The sequence below is a fragment of the Algoriphagus sp. genome, assembly GCF_024642405.1.
GTDB lineage: Bacteria > Bacteroidota > Bacteroidia > Cytophagales > Cyclobacteriaceae > Algoriphagus.
In genome coordinates this window covers 1-2,179 of sequence record NZ_JAHEBC010000499.1, presented here as the reverse complement: position 1 = coordinate 2,179, position 2,179 = coordinate 1, and the positions used below count along the sequence as shown (strand labels likewise).

General features: G+C 39.6%; 3 protein-coding genes and 1 pseudogene. 3 read left to right on the top strand and 1 reads right to left on the bottom strand.

Translation table 11 applies throughout. The features are described from left to right. Positions 1–688 (top strand): hypothetical protein (locus Q0L68_RS19835; protein WP_296705973.1); only part of this gene is annotated, 688 nt, incomplete at its 5' end. 112 nt (positions 689–800) lie between these two features. Here Q0L68_RS19835 and Q0L68_RS19830 read toward each other — a convergent pair. Then, positions 801–1,208 (bottom strand): hypothetical protein, encoded by a 408-nt coding sequence (locus Q0L68_RS19830; protein ID WP_296705972.1) that lies wholly within the window; start codon positions 1,206–1,208, stop codon positions 801–803. A gap of 121 nt (positions 1,209–1,329) precedes the next feature. On the opposite strand from Q0L68_RS19830, the gene Q0L68_RS19825 reads away from it, so the two are divergent. Both Q0L68_RS19825 and Q0L68_RS19820 read left to right on the top strand, forming a co-directional pair. Further along, positions 1,330–1,689: a cupin domain-containing protein gene (locus Q0L68_RS19825; RefSeq protein WP_296705971.1), complete on the top strand. Its 360-nt coding sequence runs from the start codon at positions 1,330–1,332 to the stop codon at positions 1,687–1,689. Positions 1,690–1,703: 14 nt separating this feature from the next. Continuing rightward, positions 1,704–2,179 (top strand): annotated as a pseudogene (locus Q0L68_RS19820) (amidase family protein); the annotation flags it as partial.

Sequence of the window (2,179 nt, the reverse complement as noted above, 5' to 3'; positions counted from 1 at the left end):
TTTAGGTCAACAGCAATATTTTGCTCAAGAAAACAACGAAGCGGCCTCCAATGCAACCAATCCCTTGGCATTTGTTACCAAGCTCCAAGTTCAGCCTAATTTCACTTGGAAAGGTGAGGGGTCTAGACAAATTAACCTGACAAGTAGAATTATTCATCCAAGCGCAACCATTGGATTGCCATTTATCAAGAGCAAAAATCCAGAAAAGATCTATACGATCTATCGATTGGAGCTTCCGATTATTGGTCAATCTTTTCCAGAATCTCCGGACCGAGACGGCACGGGGCTAGGCGATTTGATATTGTTAGATGCAGTAGTTTTCAAGCAGAAGTGGGGCATGCTTGGTGTGGGGCCTGGATTCATTATTCCGACTATGAATCCTTCTACGATCAGCTCTCGTAAGTGGGGTGTGGGTCCTGCATTTGTGGCACTCAATACTAAAACCAAAGGGCTTCAATGGGGAGCATTGGTGCAGCAGTATTTTACATTTGGAGGAGATAGGAACAGGTCAAGTCAAAGTTTTATGCTTCTCCAACCGATTTTTAATAAGATTTTATCTGGCGGGAAATTTATTCAATTCAATCCTATTATTAATTTGAACTGGACTACTAAAACCTATAATGTCCCTATTACAGTAGCCTTTGGAAAGGCTTTTGCAAAAAAACCTCAGCGTTTTCGTAGCTCCTGAAATCATGGCCACAGGCCCCATCCAAGGAGATTTTACCTTACGATTTCAGATCAATGCCATGTTTCCTCCAGCCCAAAAATAGCTAGCCCTTTTTCTCCAATTTTTTTAGGTTTTATTTCTTCTCCGGAATCCAATGAATGGTCACTTCCTGAACGCCCCATTCTTTGGCCTTTTTGAGATCTTCTCCCATATAAATATCAATTCTCTTGGTATAACGCTGCTTCATTTTATCCAAAACGACATAAGTTCCTTCGAATCCATCTATCCGCACTTCTTTTTGATAGATCAAACCTGAATCAAGTAAATCCCTAGAAATTGCAATTACTTTCATTCCGGGTTTCAGAGTGTCTCCCCAAGCGGAGATATTGGGCGCATTATCTGTTTGGGCTTCAAGTGAGTTGTATGCTGAAGCTTTTACAACCATGGAACGTTCTTTAGGTCGACAAAAAGTTAGGCCGAAAAGCAATACGGCTATTGCAAATAATTTTACTTTGGTAGATCTGACCTGGTTTAATTTCAAAATAATAAGTTGTTTCCTTTCAATATACATTGATCCGGCTTCGAAAACCAATCCCAAATTTCCTGTCCTAGTTTTTAAAATTAAGCCTAAATTGAAATTCTAATCTCAAAATCTAAACCATATGAATAAAGTCAACCTCAACGAAAAGTTTGATTTGATCAAAGAACATTGGTCTCCAAAAATCATTGGTGAGCTCAATGGTCAGGATGTGAAACTTGCCAAAGTCAAAGGGGAATTTGTCTGGCATGATCACAAAGGGGAAGATGAGCTTTTTCTAATCATAAAGGGTACGCTTCGAATTGAATTTCGAGATCGAAGTATCACATTGAACGAAGGAGAGATGTTGATTATTCCAAGAGGGGTGGAGCATTTCCCGATTGCCGATGAAGAAGTTTGGATTCTCTTATTCGAACCACAAAGCACCAAACATACAGGTGATGTGATGACTGATAGAACTGTTCAAAAATTTGAAAAGATTTAATTTCTCAAACCGATATGAAAAAGTCAACGACACTTTTTGTTTTCCTTCTCCTCTTACTTTTTTCAGCTTGTTCGCCTGAAAAGAAAAAGACAATTCTTGATTTAGAACAGTTAACTGTCGAGTCGATTCAAGAGAAATATGCTTCTGGAGAATTGACTGCGGAAAGTCTTGTCAATGCTTACATGGACAGAATTGACTCGATTAATCCAAAAATCAATGCCTTGACAATCGTGAATCCAAACGCAATCGAAATTGCTAAAGCTTTGGACGAAGAATATCGAAAGACTGGCGTACTTCGCCCATTGCATGGGATTCCAATGATCGTCAAAGACAATATCAACACGATTGGGATGCCGACTACCGCTGGGTCTTGGCGTTGGCAGATTTTTATCCTGAAACTGATGCATTTATTATTCAAAAGCTAGAAGAGGCCGGGGCAATAATTCTTGCCAAATCCAATATGGCAGAATGGGCATTTTCACCGATGCAT